General features: G+C 69.4%; 18 protein-coding genes. 14 read left to right on the top strand and 4 right to left on the bottom strand.

Annotated elements, in window-relative coordinates:
- Positions 1-34: 34 nt before the first annotated feature.
- Genes secY through map form a run of 3 tightly spaced genes read left to right on the top strand, consistent with a single transcriptional unit; the run spans position 35 to position 2,821 of the window.
- Complete coding sequence (gene secY / locus WFJ01_RS09445) at positions 35-1,357, top strand: preprotein translocase subunit SecY (protein WP_251445572.1); 1,323 nt, start codon at positions 35-37, stop codon at positions 1,355-1,357.
- Entirely contained in the window at positions 1,354-1,968 is a 615-nt protein-coding gene (locus WFJ01_RS09440) for an adenylate kinase (RefSeq protein WP_336628863.1), read from the top strand. The genes secY and WFJ01_RS09440 overlap by 4 nt, the downstream gene beginning before the upstream one ends.
- A 1-nt stretch (position 1,969) precedes the next feature.
- A complete protein-coding gene (gene map, locus WFJ01_RS09435; protein WP_336628862.1) occupies positions 1,970-2,821 on the top strand; it encodes a type I methionyl aminopeptidase in 852 nt (283 codons plus the stop codon).
- 107 nt (positions 2,822-2,928) lie between these two features.
- Here map and WFJ01_RS09430 read toward each other — a convergent pair whose 3' ends face one another.
- On the bottom strand, positions 2,929-3,948 hold the full coding sequence (locus tag WFJ01_RS09430) for a hypothetical protein (RefSeq protein ID WP_336628861.1): 1,020 nt from the start codon (positions 3,946-3,948) through the stop codon (positions 2,929-2,931).
- A gap of 344 nt (positions 3,949-4,292) precedes the next feature.
- Between WFJ01_RS09430 and WFJ01_RS09425 the strand changes: the two genes are divergently transcribed.
- From WFJ01_RS09425 to rplQ, 7 genes are all read left to right on the top strand, one after another.
- Entirely contained in the window at positions 4,293-4,964 is a 672-nt protein-coding gene (locus WFJ01_RS09425) for a DsbA family protein (protein WP_292883771.1), read from the top strand.
- A 147-nt stretch (positions 4,965-5,111) separates the two neighbouring features.
- Positions 5,112-5,333: a translation initiation factor IF-1 gene (infA, locus tag WFJ01_RS09420; RefSeq protein ID WP_018171468.1), complete on the top strand. Its 222-nt coding sequence runs from the start codon at positions 5,112-5,114 to the stop codon at positions 5,331-5,333.
- Positions 5,334-5,399: 66 nt separating this feature from the next.
- Entirely contained in the window at positions 5,400-5,516 is a 117-nt protein-coding gene (rpmJ, locus tag WFJ01_RS09415) for a 50S ribosomal protein L36 (protein ID WP_005050492.1), read from the top strand.
- A 145-nt stretch (positions 5,517-5,661) separates the two neighbouring features.
- Positions 5,662-6,036: a 30S ribosomal protein S13 gene (gene rpsM / locus WFJ01_RS09410; RefSeq protein WP_292883774.1), complete on the top strand. Its 375-nt coding sequence runs from the start codon at positions 5,662-5,664 to the stop codon at positions 6,034-6,036.
- Between the two features lie 27 nt (positions 6,037-6,063).
- Entirely contained in the window at positions 6,064-6,462 is a 399-nt protein-coding gene (rpsK, locus tag WFJ01_RS09405; RefSeq protein ID WP_045249905.1) for a 30S ribosomal protein S11, read from the top strand.
- A gap of 117 nt (positions 6,463-6,579) precedes the next feature.
- Positions 6,580-7,569 carry a DNA-directed RNA polymerase subunit alpha gene (locus tag WFJ01_RS09400; protein WP_045249904.1) on the top strand — a complete coding sequence of 330 codons (990 nt, stop codon included), beginning with the start codon at positions 6,580-6,582 and terminating at the stop codon, positions 7,567-7,569.
- A gap of 35 nt (positions 7,570-7,604) precedes the next feature.
- Positions 7,605-8,177 carry a 50S ribosomal protein L17 gene (rplQ, locus tag WFJ01_RS09395; protein ID WP_292883778.1) on the top strand — a complete coding sequence of 191 codons (573 nt, stop codon included), beginning with the start codon at positions 7,605-7,607 and terminating at the stop codon, positions 8,175-8,177.
- A gap of 74 nt (positions 8,178-8,251) precedes the next feature.
- Here rplQ and WFJ01_RS09390 read toward each other — a convergent pair whose 3' ends face one another.
- Together WFJ01_RS09390 and WFJ01_RS09385 are read right to left on the bottom strand one after the other, a co-directional pair.
- Positions 8,252-9,760, bottom strand: a complete 1,509-nt coding sequence (locus tag WFJ01_RS09390) for a hypothetical protein (protein WP_292883780.1) — start codon at positions 9,758-9,760, stop codon at positions 8,252-8,254.
- Positions 9,757-10,569 carry a glycosyltransferase family 2 protein gene (locus WFJ01_RS09385; RefSeq protein WP_292883782.1) on the bottom strand — a complete coding sequence of 271 codons (813 nt, stop codon included), beginning with the start codon at positions 10,567-10,569 and terminating at the stop codon, positions 9,757-9,759. The genes WFJ01_RS09390 and WFJ01_RS09385 overlap by 4 nt, the downstream gene beginning before the upstream one ends.
- Before the next feature lie 70 nt (positions 10,570-10,639).
- Here WFJ01_RS09385 and WFJ01_RS09380 point away from each other — a divergent pair, with 70 nt between their 5' ends.
- Positions 10,640-11,104: a GtrA family protein gene (locus tag WFJ01_RS09380; RefSeq protein WP_292883784.1), complete on the top strand. Its 465-nt coding sequence runs from the start codon at positions 10,640-10,642 to the stop codon at positions 11,102-11,104.
- A gap of 181 nt (positions 11,105-11,285) precedes the next feature.
- Here the strand turns inward: WFJ01_RS09380 and WFJ01_RS09375 are convergent, their stop codons facing one another.
- Positions 11,286-12,860, bottom strand: coding sequence for an AMP-binding protein (locus tag WFJ01_RS09375; protein ID WP_292883787.1), 1,575 nt, complete (start codon positions 12,858-12,860; stop codon positions 11,286-11,288).
- Positions 12,861-13,236: 376 nt separating this feature from the next.
- On the opposite strand from WFJ01_RS09375, the gene truA reads away from it, so the two are divergent.
- From truA to WFJ01_RS09360, 3 genes are all read left to right on the top strand, one after another.
- Entirely contained in the window at positions 13,237-14,148 is a 912-nt protein-coding gene (gene truA, locus WFJ01_RS09370; RefSeq protein WP_292883790.1) for a tRNA pseudouridine(38-40) synthase TruA, read from the top strand.
- 80 nt (positions 14,149-14,228) lie between these two features.
- Complete coding sequence (locus WFJ01_RS09365) at positions 14,229-14,897, top strand: endonuclease/exonuclease/phosphatase family protein (RefSeq protein WP_292883793.1); 669 nt, start codon at positions 14,229-14,231, stop codon at positions 14,895-14,897.
- A gap of 112 nt (positions 14,898-15,009) precedes the next feature.
- Positions 15,010-16,320: a UDP-glucose dehydrogenase family protein gene (locus WFJ01_RS09360; protein ID WP_292883796.1), complete on the top strand. Its 1,311-nt coding sequence runs from the start codon at positions 15,010-15,012 to the stop codon at positions 16,318-16,320.
- Positions 16,321-16,377 lie beyond the last annotated feature (57 nt).

Here is a 16,377-nt window from a genome sequence, read left to right as displayed (position 1 = left end):
GTGGGGCATCATCCCTTTTCAGGAAGGCAAGCTTTTGTTCAGCGCCATCGCGCGGATCTTCCGCACGCCGGATCTTCGTCGGAAGATCGGCTTCACGATCGCGATCATCGCGATCTACCGCCTCGGATCCACCGTGCCCGCTCCGTTCGTGAGCTTCCCGAACGTCTCCGAGTGCCTCGCCCAGAACAGCGGCACCGAAGGCCTGCTCGGGCTCGTCAACCTCTTCTCCGGCGGCGCGCTGCTGAAGCTGTCGATCTTCGCTCTCGGCGTCATGCCGTACATCACCGCCTCGATCATCACCCAGCTGCTGCGCGTGGTCATTCCGCACTTCGAGGCGCTGCACAAGGAGGGCCAGGCCGGTCAGGCCAAGCTCACGCAGTACACCCGCTACGTGACGATCGCGCTCGCCCTGCTGCAGTCCACGACTCTCGTCACCGTCGCCCGCACCGGCCAGCTCTTCGGTCAGACCGGGGTCGCGGCGTGCAACCAGCTGCTCACCAACGACGTGTGGTGGGCGCAGCTGTTGCTCATCATCACGCTCACGGCCGGTACCGGCCTCATCATGTGGTTCGCCGAGCTCGTCACCGAGAAGGGCATCGGCAACGGCATGTCGCTGCTGATCTTCACCTCGATCGCGGCGACCTTCCCCGGCGCGATGTGGGCGATCTGGCAGACCAAGGGCTTCGAGGTCTTCCTGCTCGTGCTGCTCGTCGGGATCATCGTGATGACGCTCGTCGTCTTCATCGAGCAGTCGCAGCGCCGGATCCCGGTGCAGTACGCGAAGCGGATGGTCGGCCGGCGCACGTACGGCGGCACCAATACCTACATCCCGATCAAGGTCAACATGGCCGGTGTGATCCCGGTGATCTTCGCCTCGTCGCTGCTGTACATCCCGATGCTGATCGCGCAGTTCAACATCCCGCAGGACGGCAAGACGCCGCCGGCGTGGGCGACCTGGATCATGACGTACTTCGTCAAGGGCGACCACCCGATCTACATGGCGGTCTACTTCCTGCTGATCATCGGGTTCACGTACTTCTACGTAGCGATCACGTTCAACCCGACCGAGGTCGCCGACAACATGAAGAAGTACGGCGGATTCATCCCCGGGATCCGCGCGGGCCGCCCGACGGCGGAGTACCTCGACTACGTGCTCACACGGATCACGCTTCCCGGGTCGCTGTACCTCGGTCTCATCGCGCTGATCCCGCTGATCGCTCTGGCGACCGTCGGGGCGAACCAGAACTTCCCGTTCGGCGGCGCCTCGATCCTCATCATCGTCGGCGTCGGGCTGGAGACGGTCAAGCAGATCGACGCGCAGTTGCAGCAGCGACACTACGAAGGGCTCCTCCGATGACGGCATCCGCTCACTCCACCGCACGCTTGCTGATCGTGGGGCCGCAGGGCTCCGGCAAGGGCACGCAGGGAGTGCGGATCGCCGAGGCCTACGGCATCCCCGTGGTCTCGACCGGAGACATCTTCCGCGCCAACATCAAGGAGGGCACGGACCTCGGCAAGCAGGTGACGGCCATCCTCGACGCCGGGGACCTGGTTTCGGACGAGCTCACCGGTGCGCTCGTGCGCGACCGGCTGTCGCAGGCCGACGCCGTGAACGGGTTCCTGCTCGACGGCTACCCGCGTAACGCTGCCCAGGTCGCGCACCTCGACGCGTTCCTGGGGGAGCAGGGTGCAGCGCTCGATGCCGTGATCCTGCTCGACGTCCCGCGCGAGGAGAGCATCGCCCGGTTGACCCTGCGCGCCACCGAGCAGGGCCGCGCCGACGACACCCCTGAGGCCATCGCGCACCGTCTGGACATCTACGAGGCTCAGACGGCGCCGATCCTCGACGCCTACGGCGCCCGGGGCATCGTCGACCGGATCGACGGCGTGGGCAGCCTCGACGAGATCTCCGAGCGCATCTTCACCGCGCTGGCCCTCCGCGGCCTCGTGCGCACGGCTGCGGTCTGACGTGGCGTTCCGTCGCTCGATCTACAAGAGCCGCGCACAGCTCGAGGCGATGGTCGAGCCGGGGCTCATCACTGCCGCGGCCCTCGATGCCGTGCGCAGCGCCGTGCGTCCCGGCATCACGACGGGCGAGCTCGACGCGATCGCGGACCGCGTGATCGTCGACCGCGGGGCGGAGTCGAACTTCAAGCTCGTGCGCGGCTACCGCAACGCCACGTGCATCTCGGTGAATGACCAGGTGGTGCACGGGATCCCCGGGTCTCGCGTGCTGCAGCCGGGAGACATCGTGTCGATCGACGCCGGTGCCCAGTATCGCGGCTGGAACGGCGACAGCGCCATCACCGTCGTCGTGCCCGATGAGGCGCAGGCTGCGGTCGTGGAGGCGCGGCGGCAACTGTCCGACGTGACCGAGGGGTCGATGTGGGCGGGGATCGCCGCCATGGCCTCGGCCACCCATCTCGGCGACATCTCGGCCGCCATCGAGGACCACATCCTCTCCGCAGGTCCTTCGGCCGTCTCCGGCAAGCCCTACGGGATCCTGCGGGAGTATGTCGGGCACGGCATCGGCCGCAAGATGCACGAGTCCCCGAGCCTGTTCAACTACCGCACCTCCGATCGTGGCGCCGAGGTGCGTCCGGGGCTGGTGCTGGCGATCGAGCCCATGGTGACGGCGGGCTCGGACAAGACCTACGTCGAAGACGACGACTGGACCGTCACCACGACCGACGGCTCGGACGGCTCGCACTGGGAGCACAGTGTCGCCCTGCACGACGACGGCATCTGGGTGCTCACGGCCGCCGATGGCGGTGCGGCGGGCCTCGCTGCCTTCGGCATCACCCCCGCCCCGTTCGCCTAGCTCCGCCCCGCTCTTGCGGGTGCGCTCGTCGGGAGTGCGCCTCGCGTGAGGTGCGCCTCGCGTGAGACTCCACTTTTCGCATGAGACGCCGGACCCGGAGCTGTGTCTCATGCAAAACGTGGAGTCTCGCGCGCCCGTGCGACGTGGGGACGAGGGATGAGCTGGCGACGCCGGTCCTGAAGGGTGCCGAGCATCATGATCTCGGCGGGGCGGATGCGAGGAACTCCGGCGGCGGACAAGGCCATGCGCAACGGGTCGGCGCGCCAGGCGTCGCCGAGCTCCCACCGCGCGAACGGGTGCCTGTGTCTGCGCAGCCTGTCTTCGCGCCGCTTCTCCGCACGCAGCAGTTCGGCTGCCCGTTCCGGATCCTCGAACCGGTACTTGCCCCAACCGTCGACCTCGCCGATCACCCCACGGGAAGCGAAGAAGAAGTCGACGCGGTCTTCGACGCCCTCGTAGCGGAACGTGCGCTGGAGGTCCGGTGCTTCGAAGCCCCACCACTCGATGACCGTGCGGCTGATGCTCTCCGCGGGCGACTCGGATCGCGGATCGGCCCGCTCCCAGGCCCAGCGTTCGCGTCGAGTTCCCCTGGTCCCCGGGCGTGCAGAGGCGCACTCTCGGATCTCCGCGAGGCGGAGGGGTCCTCCCTGGGCTGAGGAGAGCGCGGAGTCGAGCACCGCCAGTGCCTGTGCGTGAGGCAGAACGCGGACCAGGTCCACCACGGTGTCGAGCATCGAGGTCACCAGGAGTCCACCGACGCGAACGAGGCTGCGGTGCGCCTCGCTCGTGTGTACCACGACGTCGCCGAAGCGTCCCGAGTGCGTGCGATCCGGATCGTGCACGTGGATCATCGCGGCCTCTCCGAACCACGGCAGACCGTGTATGACCGCCGCCGCCTCCAGGGCCAGCGCGGCGTCGGGGTGCTGTGCCGCGAAGGCGTGCACGCGGACGGCGTAGCGCTGCCAGCCGGGGAGTCTCCGGTAGCCGGCGGCGTCTGCGTACACCCCGCGCCGGACCCGTACGAGTGAGGCGCGGTCGGACGCGGATCCGATCTCACGACTCAGCCGCGACCGGACGAGCGGCTGCGGGGATGTCAGGATTGCGCGGTCTGCGAGCTTCTGGAGCATGTGTCCGATCGTGCCGTGTCGAACGGTGCAGCAGGCTCGGCGCACGTAACCGGTGAACTCATCGCGACCCAGGGGGTCTGGGGAGGACGGACAGATTCTGGTGACTCGTCGTTCGCGAGACTCCACTTTCGGCACGAGACTTTGCGTCTGGCGTGACGTCTCATGCAAAAAGTGGAGTCTCGCGAGAAGCGGTCGGGTGGGAAGCGGTCGGGCGGGGAGGCGAGGAGGGAGGGGAGGGGGGAGGGGAGGGGGGCTCCCACGGGGCTCAAAGCCTGCATCGGGCACAATGGGAAGACACAGCTGAGCGGATCCACGGCACGGATCCCGAAGAAGGAGACACACACATGGCCGCTGCCAAGGGCAGGACCAACGGGTTCGCCATCGGAATCACCGCCGCGGTCGTCGCCGTGCTCATCGCACTCGTCGGCGTCGTCGTCTGGTTGAACAACAAGGCGACGGATCCGGGCGCCGCGCCCAAGAGCGCCATCATCAACTCCGAGACCGGCGCTGTCATCACGGGATCCGGCAAGGACAAGGTCGCCGTCTTCGTCGACTTCCAGTGCCCGATCTGCAAGAGCTTCGAGAGCGAATACGGCTCCAAGCTCCAGGCGCTCGCGAAGGACAACAAGATCACGCTCGAGTACCACCCGATCGCGATCCTCGACCGTTACTCGCAGGGCACGAACTACTCCTCGCGAGCGGCGGCCGCCGCGTACAGCGTGGCGCAGGAGAACCCCGACAAGTTCCTCGACTACCTCAACATCCTGTTCGAGAACCAGCCGACCGAGAACACCCCCGGTCTCACCGACCAGCAGCTGATCGACTACGCGAAGCAGGTCGGCGCCGACAAGTCCGAGGCGACGATCAAGGCGGGCACGTTCCTCAAGTTCCCGACCGCGCAGGCGACGGCGCACAAGATCCAGGGCACGCCGACGATCGAGATCAACGGACAGCGCCTCGACACGAGCAAGCAGGCCGACGTCGCCAAGCTGCAGGCGATCGTCGACCAGAAGTAGGACCCACCGCATTTTGCGGATCGGCGGATCCGGACTATCATAGATCTTTGGTGCTTTGCGCCTTGGTCCGGCGTGTCCGGATCCGCACAGCTCCACCACCACCCACCCACCGCAGATCGACCGGTCTGCAGAAGCGTCAGCGAGGCTATGGCTAAGAAAGACGGTGTCATCGAGATCGAAGGCGTCGTGTCCGAGGCACTGCCCAACGCGATGTTCCGCGTTGAGCTCTCCAACGGACACAAGGTCCTTGCAACGATCTCCGGAAAGATGCGGCAGAACTACATCCGCATCATCCCCGAGGATCGCGTCGTCGTGGAGCTCTCGCCCTACGACCTCACCCGCGGTCGCATCGTCTACCGCTACCGCTAGGCCGGTCGAGAAGTAACACCCCAGGCGTCCGCGCCTGCCCGGTGAAGACAGCGATAAGGAAGCAACATGAAGGTCAACCCCAGCGTCAAGCCGATCTGCGACCACTGCAAGGTGATCCGCCGCCACGGCCGCGTCATGGTGATCTGCAAGAGCAACCCGCGCCACAAGCAGCGCCAGGGCTGAGTACCCGGGCCTCGGCCCGGATCTCTCGCGATCTCACAACTCAACAACTGACAGGCAGGATCAGAACCCGCAAGGGGGACACCTCGGGCGGAGGCCCGGGCACCGATCCTGCTCCACACCTCCACAACACTCCAGGAGTTACCGCATGGCACGTCTTGCCGGCGTCGACATCCCGCGCGACAAGCGCGTGGTGATCGCCCTCACCTACATCTACGGCATCGGCCGTACCCGTTCGGTCGAGATCCTCAAGGCCACCGAGATCGACGAGTCGATCCGCGTCAAGGACCTCTCCGACGACCAGCTCGTCGCCCTCCGCGACCACATCGAAGGCACCTACAAGGTGGAGGGTGACCTCCGCCGCGAGGTCGCCGCCGACATCCGCCGCAAGGTCGAGATCGGCTCCTACGAGGGTCTTCGTCACCGCCGTGGCCTGCCGGTCCGCGGTCAGCGCACCAAGACCAACGCGCGCACCCGCAAGGGTCCGAAGCGCACGGTCGCCGGCAAGAAGAAGGCCCGCTAAGCGGCCAGGGAATAGGAGAACACTTTCATGGCTGCACCCAAGGCCGCCGCGCGCAAGCCGCGCCGCAAGGAGAAGAAGAACATCGCGCTGGGCCAGGCCCACATCAAGTCGACGTTCAACAACACCATCGTCTCGATCACCGACCCGTCCGGCGCCGTCATCAGCTGGGCTTCGTCCGGTGGCGTGGGCTTCAAGGGCTCGCGCAAGTCGACGCCGTACGCCGCCGGCATGGCCGCGGAGTCCGCTGCCCGCCAGGCGCAGGAGCACGGCGTCAAGAAGGTCGACGTCTTCGTGAAGGGTCCGGGCTCCGGCCGCGAGACCGCGATCCGCTCGCTGCAGGCCGCCGGCCTCGAGGTGGGCTCGATCCAGGATGTGACGCCGCAGGCGCACAACGGCTGCCGCCCGCCGAAGCGCCGCCGCGTCTGACGCACTCTGAGGATCCCCGGTCGTTCGAGACCGGGGATCCTCACCCGCGTTCTTCCACAATTCAAGACCTCACCCACACGTGTCATATAGCGGGCACGTGATCGAAAGGAACACACAGTGCTCATCGCACAGCGTCCCACTCTCACCGAGGAAAAGATCTCCGAGAACCGCAGCCGGTTCGTCATCGAGCCGCTGGAGCCCGGCTTCGGCTACACGATCGGCAACGCGCTGCGTCGCAGCCTGCTGTCGTCGATCCCCGGCGCGGCCGTCACGAGCGTCCGCATCGACGGCGTCCTCCACGAGTTCAGCACCATCCCCGGTGTGAAGGAGGATGTCACCGAGATCATCCTCAACATCAAGCAGCTGGTCGTCTCCTCGGAGCGCGACGAGCCCATCACGGCCTACCTGCGCAAGACGGGTGCCGGCGAGGTCACCGCGGCGGACATCTCCGCTCCGGCCGGCGTCGAGGTGCACAACCCCGAGCTGGTCATCGCGACCCTCAACGACACCGCCAAGTTCGAGCTCGAGCTCACCATCGAGCGCGGTCGCGGCTACGTGTCGGCGGCGCAGAACCGCAGCGAGTACGCCGAGGCGGGCCAGATCCCGATCGACTCGATCTACTCGCCCGTGCTCAAGGTCAGCTACCGCGTCGACGCCACCCGTGCCGGCGAGCGCACCGACTTCGACAAGCTCGTGCTGGACGTCGAGACCAAGAACTCGATCATCCCGCGCGACGCCGTCGCCTCGGCGGGTCGCACGCTGACCGAGCTGTTCGGCCTCGCCCGCGAGCTGAACGTCGAGGCCGAGGGCATCGAGATCGGCCCCGCGCCGGTAGAGGCCGTGCTCTCGAACGAGCTGTCGATGCCGATCGAGGACCTCGATCTGTCCGTCCGCTCGTACAACTGCCTCAAGCGCGAAGGCATCAACACGGTTTCGGAGCTCGTCGCCCTCTCGGAGACGCAGCTCATGAACATCCGCAATTTCGGACAGAAGTCGGTGGACGAGGTGCGCGACAAGCTCGTCTCGCTCGGCCTGTCGCTGAAGGATTCGGTGCCCGGTTTCGACGGCGCCCACTTCTACGGCGGCTCCGAAGACGAGTCCTTCTGATACCCGACCCTTTCCGATCCAGGAGCTAGAGAACAATGCCCAAGCCCACCAAGGGTCCCCGCCTCGGAGGCGGCCCCGCCCACGAGCGTCTGCTGCTCGCGAACCTCGCCGCTCAGCTGTTCGTGCACAAGTCGATCAAGACCACCGAGACCAAGGCCAAGCGCCTGCGTCCGCTGGCTGAGCGCCTCGTCACCTTCGGCAAGCGCGGTGACCTGCACGCGCGTCGTCGCGTGCTGTCCGTGCTGCGCAACAAGGAGGCGACGCACGTGCTGTTCGCCGAGATCGCTCCGCTGGTCGCCGAGCGTGAGGGCGGCTACACCCGCATCACCAAGGTCGGCAACCGCAAGGGCGACAACGCGCCCATGGCCGTGATCGAGCTCGTGCTCGAGCCCGTCGCGCCAAAGGTGAAGCGCCGCACGGAGCGAGACGAAGCGAAGCCCGCCAAGGCGGAGAAGGCTGCTGCTGCCGAGGTCGTCGAGGAGGCCGCCAAGGTCGTCGAGGCTGAGGTCGCCGAAGAGGTCGCCGCCGAGGCTGAGGTCGTCGAGGAGGCCGAGGAGATCACCGAGGCCGCCGCCGACGCTCCTGCCGAGGAGAAGGCCGCCGAGTAAGGCGCCCCATCGTTCGAAGCCCGTCGTCCCCTGTGGGGCGGCGGGCTTCGTCGTCGACGCGGCTCGGGATCCGGTCAGGGAGCGGGGCAGATCACGATGCCGCCGGCCGCGGCGAGGGGGGATCCGGTTCCGCAGGCGCCGTACTCGAGGGTTGGCGTCCGGCGCATCGCGGGAGCGTCGAACAGGCCCACATGAGCGCCGGTCAGCACGACCGACGACACCGGTCCGCCCCAGGGCTTCGCCGCCAGCCAGGTCACGTCGTTGTCGCGGACCCACTCGGCGAGCGGCGCGATCGCGGCCCGCTGCTGTGCGAGGGTCTCCGTCATTGGCGGGCGCGCCGCACGGGCCGCGTCACCGGCGACCCCCGCGGACACCACGACACCCAGGAGCACCGCGGCGGCGACCGCGAGGAACCGTGCGGGGCTCGGCGAGCCGGACGGCGACCGGCGGTGCCAGAGAGCCATCACCGCGCGGGCGGCGATCGCGGCGAGCACCGGGGCGAACGCGAACACCCCGACCGCGGGGTGGCGCACCCACAGCGGCAACTGGGAGGCCTGCGCCCACCATCCGACGAAGGCGAGCAGGCCCACGGCGGAGCCGAGGCCGAGGGCGAGCAGTTGCGGATCGCGCTGCCACCAGCGACGCCGGGCTCCGCTCGGTGCGGTGCCGCGCGCGGGTACGGCCGCCCAGATCCCGGCGGCGACGGCCAGGGCCACGGCAGCCGCCATCAGCCACCAGGGCACGAACCACGCCCCGGCGAGCGTGCCGAGCTTCTGCGGCACCGTGGTGGGCGCGATGTGCTGACCACCGCTGAGCAAGAAACCGCCGAGCGCGCGTACGTGCCGGGCATAGCCGGTGGCACCCAGCGAAACGAGGGCCACGAGCTCGATCAGCAGCGTCGGCGCGGCCACCAGAACCAGGGGCAGCACGCTGCGGCGCAGCGTCGCGACCAGGCGCCGTCCGAACGGGGCCGGTGGGGTGAGCAGGAACAGCGCGACGGCGAATGCCGGCAGCGCGAGCAGCGCGATGAGCTTCGCCTGCACCGCGAGCCCCAGCAGCAGCCCGGCGAGCCAGCCGCGGCGCGGCAGCGCGATCAGCGCCCACACGATCAGCGCCGCCGCGGGGATCTCGCCGAGCAGGTCGGCCGGGCCCTGAATGGGCGAGACGCTCTCGGCCGTGTTGAACGCGAGAGGCAGGGCCACCGCGATCAGCGCGCCGGAGCGACCGGCGACGCGGCGTCCGAGCACCGCGCACCCCACCAGCAGCAGCACCCAGTACGCGAGCGGAACGAGCCGGGCGCCGATCACCGGATCCACACCGAGCATCAGCACCCCGGCGGCCGGGAGCAGCACCACGGGCCCGGTGGAGATGCGCGGATCGAACGGGGTGAGCGTCGAACCGGACAGGGTGCCGTCGCTCGTGTAGCCGAGACCGGCGAGGAGGTTGCGTGGCACGGTCAGGTTGAACGCCTCGTCCTCCCACAGCCGCAGCACGGTCAGGCTGTGCCACATCACGAGCGCGTTCGCGACGACGAGCAGCGCGAGCAGGATCCAGAAAGCGGCGCCGGCGAGGCGGCGGGTCATGACGATCCGGATCCGACTGCGGCGCCCGCCGGGTCGGGCCCCTCGAGCGCGAGCGCCCGGAGCGGCGCACCGGGACGCAGGGACCAGCTCCAGACCTCGCGCAGGGCGTCCACGGCGAACAGCACCAGCTTCCTCGGCGGCAGCGACGGTCGCGACACCCGGCCCCACATCGTGCCGGTGCTGGACGTGCCGCGCCGGGGGATGCTGCGCACCCGCAGATAGCGCACGGCGAGACCTGCCCGCACCTCGGCGAGGGAGAAGTGCACATGCGGCACGAGGGCATCGGAGGGCACGGCGTTCACGAGGATCCGCAGCGGCTCGGGGCGGTACACGCGCAGGGGGGTGTTCACGTCGGGGACGCCGCGACCGACGAACGCGGCGACGAGCAGCCGCACGCAGGCGGTGAGCACGCGCCGGTACCAGGCGTCGGTGCGGGAGTGCCGCACGCCGTGCACCACGTCGGCGCCGGACCGGGAGAGGGCGCGAGCGGCGGCCGCGATCTCGGATCCGACGAACTGCCCGTCGCCGTCGACGTGCACGATGGCGTCGGGGGAGAGCGCGAGCCCTGCGCGGTAGGCGGCCAGCGCGGTGGGGCCGTGCCCGCGGTTCGCGGGCTGGGTCTGCACGTCGACGTCGGCGATGCCGGCGAGCGCGGCCGCGGTGCCGTCGGTGGAGCGGTCGTCGGCGACGATGAAGGTGACGCGCTGGGCGAGTGGGGCGACGGCGGAGCGGATCTCGTCGATGAAACCACCGATGCCCTCGGCCTCGTTGTAGGCCGGCATCACAATGGCCAGGTGGGCGTACTGCACTCGAACCTCAGGTGTCGGCGGAACGGAAGACGTCACAGGCCGCGCCTCCCCCGGGTATTCTAGTAGCGCTATGGATCGCCGCTCCCGGTTGCGCCGTCTGGCGGGAATCGGCACCCGGTTCCTGATTGTCGGCGGCATCAGCACCCTCATCGAGGTTGGTGCGTTCAACCTTTTCGTCTACGTCTTCGGGTGGGATCTGGTCGTCGGCAAGATCGCCGCTTCGCTCGTCGCTTTGATCAATGCGTATTTCGGCAACCGCGAGTGGACCTTCCGCCACCGCGACCGGCGCGGACGGGGGGCCGAGATCGCACTGTTCATCGGCGTGAACCTCGCCTGCACACTGCTGGGCGCGGGCTTGGTCTGGCTCGGCGCCGAGGCGGTCGAGGTGCTCACCGGGCATGCCCCGGGCCCGGCTCTGGTCAACATCGTGAACCTCGGCAGCATCGCGGTGATCGTGGTGGTGCGCTTCCTGCTGTACCACTACGTCGTGTTCCGGCGTGCGCCCCAGGACGCACCAGACAACGCGGCGGTCTGACACCCCGCCCGACGCAGGCTCGGATCCGCGGGCTCGGATCCGCGGGCCCGGATCCGCGGGCCCGGATCCGCGGGCTCGGATCCGCGGGCCCGGATCCGCGAGACTCCACTTTCTGCATGAGACTGACCCGTAGCAGGGGAGTCTCACGCAGAAAGTGGAGTCTCACGTGAGGGGGCGGCGGTCAGGGCCGGGCGCGGAGGTCCTTGCGCAGGATCTTGCCCGAGCTCGACTTCGGGATCACGTCGATGAACTCGACCATCCGCACCTTCTCATGCGGGGCGACGTGGGCCGCGACGTGTGCCTTCACGCCTTCCTCGTCGAGGGACGCGCCCTGCTGCAGCACCACGAACGCCTTGGGCACCTCCTGGCCGTCTTCGTCGAGGGTGCCGATCACGGCGGCGTCGGCGATCGCCGGATGCTCGAGGAGCACCGCCTCGAGCACGGCCGGGGCGACCTGGTAGCCCTTGTACTTGATGAGCTCCTTGAGGCGATCGACGATCCGGAACACACCTCCCGACGTCGCCGTGGCGACGTCGCCGGTGTGCAGCCAGCCGTCGGCGTCGAGCATGTCGGCCGTCGCATCCGGGCGGTTCAGGTAGCCCTTCATGACCTGGGGGCCGCGGATGAGCAGCTCGCCGGGCTCGCTCGCGCCCTCGGCGGGGACGAGGACATCGGATCCGTCTTCTGCGAGAAGCCGGGCTTCGGTGTTCGGGCTGAGCAGGCCCACCGACGAGAGGTCGATGTCGTCGCGCTCCACCGGGATCGTGTGCGTCACCGGGCTCGTCTCGGTCATGCCGTAGCCCTGCCGCACCACGCAATCGAGGCGCTCGGCGACGGCGTGGGCGAGGGCTCCGTCCAGCGGTGCGGCGCCCGAGAACACGACCTTCACGGAACCCAGGTCGTACTGCGCGACCAGCGGATGCTTGGCCAGGGCCACAGCGATGGGCGGTGCGATGAACAGCCAGCTGGTGCGCTGCTCCGCGATGATGCGCAGGAACTCGACGAGGTCGAACTTCGGCATCGTGACGAGGGTCGCGCGCAGGCGCACGGCCAGGTTCAGCAGCACCGTCATGCCGTAGATGTGGAAGAACGGCAGCACGGCGAGGATCCGGTCGTCGTCGTTCAAGTCGATGGAGACCGTGCTCTGGGCGACGTTGGCGACGAGGTTCCGGTGCGTGAGCATGACGCCCTTGGGGCGGCCGGTCGTGCCCGACGAATAGGGCAGGACGGCCACGTGCGTGGCGGGGTCGAAGTGCACGTCGGGCGCATGGTGTCCCTCGCCGAGAAGGTCCCGCAGCGAGGGGTGGCCGTCGACGCCGTCCAGGACGATCAGTTGGTCGGCGGGGAGGCCGAGCTGCTCCGCGGCGGCCTGCGCCTGCGGCAGCAGTGGGCTGACCGTGATGAGCCAGAACGCCGAGGCGTCGCGCAACTGGTTCGCGATCTCGTCGGCGGTGTAGAGCGCATTGATCGTGGTGGCCGTGGCGCCGGAGCGGAGGATCCCGTGGAACACGGTCGCGAAGGCGGGCACGTTCGGGCAGAGGAGCCCCACCGCGTCGCCCAGGCCGATGCCCCGCGCTGCGAGCGCGCCGGCGAAGAGATCGATCTGGCCGATGAGCTGGCGATAGGTGGTCTCCGCTCCGGACATGCCGTCAATGAGCGCGACCCGGTCGAGGTCGTGCTCGGAGATGTCGCCGAACAGATACTCGTGGATCGGGACCGCGGGGATCTCGACGTCGGGGAAGGTGCTGCTGACCATGGGATCTCCTTCGATCTCGGTCTGACTCGATGCCGCTGCGCCGCCGACTCGGGTGCCGGCGTCGGTCACCTGGAATTCAGTGTCGCATAGATTGAGATTCAGTTTCGCACAGATTGAGACTGAGTCCCAGGATGTTCCGGATCCGCGCCAGGCCCGGACCCGTCGCCCCCTTCCGCGAGACTCCACTCTTTGCATGAGACGGCACGGCAGAACGCGAGTCTGGCGCAGGAAGTAGAGTCTCGCGGAAGCCCGGGCGGGGGCGCGCACGGGACGGGACGCGGGACGGGGACGCGCACGGGACGGGACGCGGGACGGGGACGCGCACGGGGCGGGGCACGCACGGGGGACGGGGGCGGGGGGTCGGTACCCTGGATCCGTGCGCATCCGTCTCGACATCGCCTACGACGGCACCCACTTCCGGGGCTGGGCGAAGCAGCCCGGACTGCGGACCGTCCAGGGCACCATCGAGGCGGCCCTCGCCCGGATCGTCGGGCCGGCGGCGGCGTCGGACGGTGGGAATCCGGATGCCGGAGAGCCGGGCGGCGGGGAGCCGGGCACGGCGGGCCCGCGTCTCGTCGTCGCCGGCCGCACCGACGCGGGCGTCCACGCCACCGGACAGGTCGCGCACGTCGACCTGGACGCACGCCAGTGGGCGCGCGTGCAGTCCCGCAACGGCCGGGCCGCGAACGACCCGGCGGCGTCGCTGGCGTCGCGCATCCGCGGCGTGCTCGGACAGTACCCCGACGTCACCGTGTCGCGCACGTCGCTCGCTCCGGAGGGGTTCGACGCCCGCTTCTCCGCCGTCTGGCGTCGCTACCGGTACCGACTCGCCGACACCCGCGCCGGGTACGACCCCCTGCTCCGCCACGACACCACCACCGTCCGCGCGGCCCTGGACGAGGGCGCCATGGACGCTTCCGCGCAGACGCTGATCGGCCTGCACGACTTCGCCGCGTACTGCAAGCCGCGCGAGGAGGGCACCACGATCCGCACCCTGCTCGACTACCGCTGGACGCGGGACGCGGCGGGGGTGCTCGTCGCCGAGGTGAAGGCCGACGCGTTCTGCCACAGCATGGTGCGCGCGCTCGTGGGCGCGTGCGCTGCCGTCGGGGAGGGGCGCCTCGAGATCGCCGACGTGGCTCGACTGCGCGACGACCTCACCCGCACCAGCGCATTCAAGGTGCTCGCCGCGCGCGGTCTCACGCTCACCGAGGTCGGGTATCCGCCCGACGACCTGCTGGCGGCGCGCGCCGAGCAGACCCGCAACCGTCGCGACCAGGACGACTGAGGCGGATCCGGATCCGCAACATCCGATGAACTCGGGCGTCCGCTCAGGCTGGCGAGAGGGCACGCCGGTACGGTGGGGGCGTGCGGATCATCTCCTACAACCTGCGCAAGCATCGCGCGGCGCATGAGCTCGACGACCTCGTCGATGCGCATGACCCCGACGTGCTCTGCCTGCAGGAGGGGGACACCGCGTCGCTTCCGGAGCAGGCGGGGGGCCTGGTGCTCGCGCACACCACCCAGCGCAATCGGCTGGGTCTTGCGATCTACTACCGCTCCAGCGCGTTCCGCCTCGTCGACTCGGCGACCGTCTCGGTCAAGAAGTCGTTGCACGACCATGTGCTGCGCCCCGCGCACGAACGGCTGCTCGGCGTGCGGTTGCGCGACATCGACGCGGGCCGCGACTTCCTCATCGCGTCGCTGCACGCGGCGCCGCTCACGGCACGAAACGCGCTGCGCCGGGACCAGATCCGCTCCGCACTGTCGGAGCTCTCCGAGCTCGGCTGGGGGCTGCCGCAGCTCATCGTCGGCGACTTCAACTACCCGGTGTTCAAGGAGCGGCTCAGCGAGCACATGCGCGACGTCGGCTACGAGCTCGTGATGAGCGACCAGCACACGTACACGCGCTACCGGGTGTTCCGCGGCTTCTACGACTTCGCCGCCGCCTCGGGCTTCGTCGTGGAGACGGTGCGGACGCTGCCGCAGGGGGAGTCGGACCACCTGCCGATCCTCGTGACCGCGACGCTGAGGTAGCCGGATCCGGAACGCTGTCGTTCAGGGCACGTCCCCAACCGTTCACCCGCCCGTCGTCGACACGACTCCCGCCGGTCGCGCTCCGGTGAGACGCCCGGGGTGTCGTGTCCTCATGAGGATGTCTGTGATCGGCTGCGGGTATCTCGGCGCCGTACATGCGGCGGCCATGGCGTCGATCGGGCACGACGTGATCGGGATCGACACGGATCCGGAGAAGATCGCCGCGCTCGCCGCAGGACGCGCCCCGTTCTTCGAGCCCGGGCTGGACGAGCTGCTGGCGAGCGGTGTCGCGAGCGGACGGCTGACCTTCTCCGCCGACATCGCCGATGCGCACGGCGCTCAGGTGCACTTCGTCGCCGTGGGCACCCCGCAGCAGCCCGACGGATCCGCGGCGGACCTGCGCTACGTGCACGGCGCGCTCGATGCGCTGCATCCGCAGCTGCGGCCGGGCGATGTGGTGGCGGGAAAGTCCACCGTGCCCGTGGGCACCGCGGCGGGGCTTGCCGAGCGGGTGGCCGACGCCGGGGCGGTCCTGGTGTGGAATCCGGAGTTCCTCCGTGAGGGTTGGGCCGTGCACGACACGCTGCATCCCGATCGGCTCGTGGTCGGCGCCGCCGCCGGCGAGGCGGGGGAGCGGGCGGTCGAGGTGCTGCGCGAGGCGTACGCCGACGCGATCTCCGGGGGCAGCCCGTTCCTGGTCACCGATCTCGCCACGGCCGAGCTGGTGAAGGGGGCGGCCAACGCGTTCCTGGCCACGAAGATCTCGTTCATCAACGCGATGGCGGAGATCGCCGAGGCCTCGGGCGCCGACGTCACCCGGCTCGCCGAGGCGATCGGCCACGACGAGCGGATCGGACGGCGCTTCCTCGGCGCGGGGATCGGGTTCGGCGGGGGGTGCCTGCCCAAGGACATCCGGGCGTTCGCGGCGCGGGCGGAGGAGCTGGGCCGCGGAGCCTCGGTCGGCTTCCTGCGCGAGGTCGACGCGATCAACCTGCGTCGCCGTGAGCACGCCGTGCGCCTCGTCGTCGACGCGTTCGGCGGCAGCGTCGTCGGACGCCGCATCACCATGCTCGGCGCTGCGTTCAAGCCGCACAGCGACGACGTGCGGGACTCGCCGGCGCTCGAGGTCGCGATCCGCCTGCGGGGAATGGGCGCGAAGGTGCGGGTGACGGATCCGGAGGCGCTCGGCAACGCGGCCGCAGTGCACCCGCAGCTGAAGTACGTCGCGGATCGCGACAAGGCGCTCAAAGGCGCGGATGCGGTGGTGCTCGTCACGGAGTGGGACCTCTATCGTCGCGAGCTCGCACCCGAGCATGCGTCCACGCTGGCCCGCGGCCGTATCATCGTCGACGGGCGCAACTGCCTGGATCCGCAGGCCTGGCGCGCCGCGGGCTGGACCTACCTGGGCATGGGGCGGCCGTAGCCCGGCACCATCCTCCGGCGGCCCTGGCCATCGGAACGGGGGCGTTGCCGGTAAAGT

The organism is Microbacterium sp. MMO-35 (genome assembly GCF_037147555.1).
Taxonomy (GTDB): Bacteria; Actinomycetota; Actinomycetes; order Actinomycetales; family Microbacteriaceae; genus Microbacterium.
This window is presented reverse-complemented; position numbering and strand designations above follow the sequence as displayed.

Excerpts from the sequence above, each read along its gene's own strand:
- WFJ01_RS09390 (WP_292883780.1), bottom strand. The coding sequence starts at position 9,760 with ATGACCCGCCGCCTCGCCGGCGCCGCTTTCTGGATCCTGCTCGCGCTG.
- rpmJ (WP_005050492.1), top strand. The coding sequence starts at position 5,400 with ATGAAGGTCAACCCCAGCGTCAAGCCGATCTGCGACCACTGCAAGGTG.
- WFJ01_RS09430 (WP_336628861.1), bottom strand. The coding sequence starts at position 3,948 with ATGCTCCAGAAGCTCGCAGACCGCGCAATCCTGACATCCCCGCAGCCG.
- WFJ01_RS09375 (WP_292883787.1), bottom strand. The coding sequence starts at position 12,860 with ATGGTCAGCAGCACCTTCCCCGACGTCGAGATCCCCGCGGTCCCGATC.
- rpsK (WP_045249905.1), top strand. The coding sequence starts at position 6,064 with ATGGCTGCACCCAAGGCCGCCGCGCGCAAGCCGCGCCGCAAGGAGAAG.
- WFJ01_RS09360 (WP_292883796.1), top strand. The coding sequence starts at position 15,010 with ATGAGGATGTCTGTGATCGGCTGCGGGTATCTCGGCGCCGTACATGCG.
- rpsM (WP_292883774.1), top strand. The coding sequence starts at position 5,662 with ATGGCACGTCTTGCCGGCGTCGACATCCCGCGCGACAAGCGCGTGGTG.
- WFJ01_RS09380 (WP_292883784.1), top strand. The coding sequence starts at position 10,640 with ATGGATCGCCGCTCCCGGTTGCGCCGTCTGGCGGGAATCGGCACCCGG.
- WFJ01_RS09440 (WP_336628863.1), top strand. The coding sequence starts at position 1,354 with ATGACGGCATCCGCTCACTCCACCGCACGCTTGCTGATCGTGGGGCCG.
- rplQ (WP_292883778.1), top strand. The coding sequence starts at position 7,605 with ATGCCCAAGCCCACCAAGGGTCCCCGCCTCGGAGGCGGCCCCGCCCAC.
- infA (WP_018171468.1), top strand. The coding sequence starts at position 5,112 with ATGGCTAAGAAAGACGGTGTCATCGAGATCGAAGGCGTCGTGTCCGAG.
- WFJ01_RS09425 (WP_292883771.1), top strand. The coding sequence starts at position 4,293 with ATGGCCGCTGCCAAGGGCAGGACCAACGGGTTCGCCATCGGAATCACC.